Source organism: Streptomyces sp. BR123, from assembly GCF_013401435.1.
Taxonomy (GTDB): domain Bacteria; phylum Actinomycetota; class Actinomycetes; order Streptomycetales; family Streptomycetaceae; genus Streptomyces.
On record NZ_JACBGN010000663.1, the window covers coordinates 1 to 679 of the forward strand.

1 protein-coding gene is annotated in these 679 nt (G+C 76.6%); it reads right to left on the bottom strand.

Annotation, left to right across the window (positions count from 1 at the left end; genetic code table 11):
* Positions 1 to 679 (bottom strand): LacI family DNA-binding transcriptional regulator (locus HYE82_RS36935; protein WP_179178586.1); only part of this gene is annotated, 679 nt, incomplete at both ends.

Genomic DNA, 679 nt, shown 5'->3' on the forward strand with positions numbered 1-679 from the left:
GGGTGGGCGGGGGTGCCGTGGAGGCGCGTACGACGAGCTCGACGGGGATGTCGGGGGCGGTCCACTCGCTGCCTTCGAGGACGGCGAGGAGGGCGGCCATGCCCTGTTCTCCGACGCGTTCGGCGGGCAGGTGGACGGTGGTGAGTTCGGGTTCGACGGCGGTGGCGAGGGCCAGGTCGTCGATGCCGGTGACGGAGAGGTCGTCGGGGACGCGCAGGCCGAGGCGGCGGGCGGCCTTGCAGGCGCCGACGGCCAGGATGTCGTCGTCGCAGACGACGGCGGTGGGCCGGTCGGCGGGGGTGGCGAGGGCGGCTTCCATGGCGGTGCGGGCCTCGGCCACGTCGAGGGGGGCCCGGACGGTGCGCAGCTCGGCGTGGGGGCCGAGGCGGTGGGCCAGGGCCTGGGCGCGGTGGTGGAAGGTCCAGGTGTCGACGTCGGCGGCGAAGTGGAGGATGCGGCGGTGGCCGAGGGCCAGGAGGTGTTCGGCGACCTGGCGCATGCCGTCGGCGATGGCGAGGTTGACGTGGGCTGCGGCGCGGCCGGTTCCGGGGGCGCTGTCGAGCATGACGAGGGGGAGTCCGTCGCCGCCGATGGCGTCGAGGGCGCCGGCGGCCATGGAGGAGGCGATGACGCCGTCGAGGGCGGCGCGGGCGGAGGCGAAGGGGTCGCGGGCGGGGCC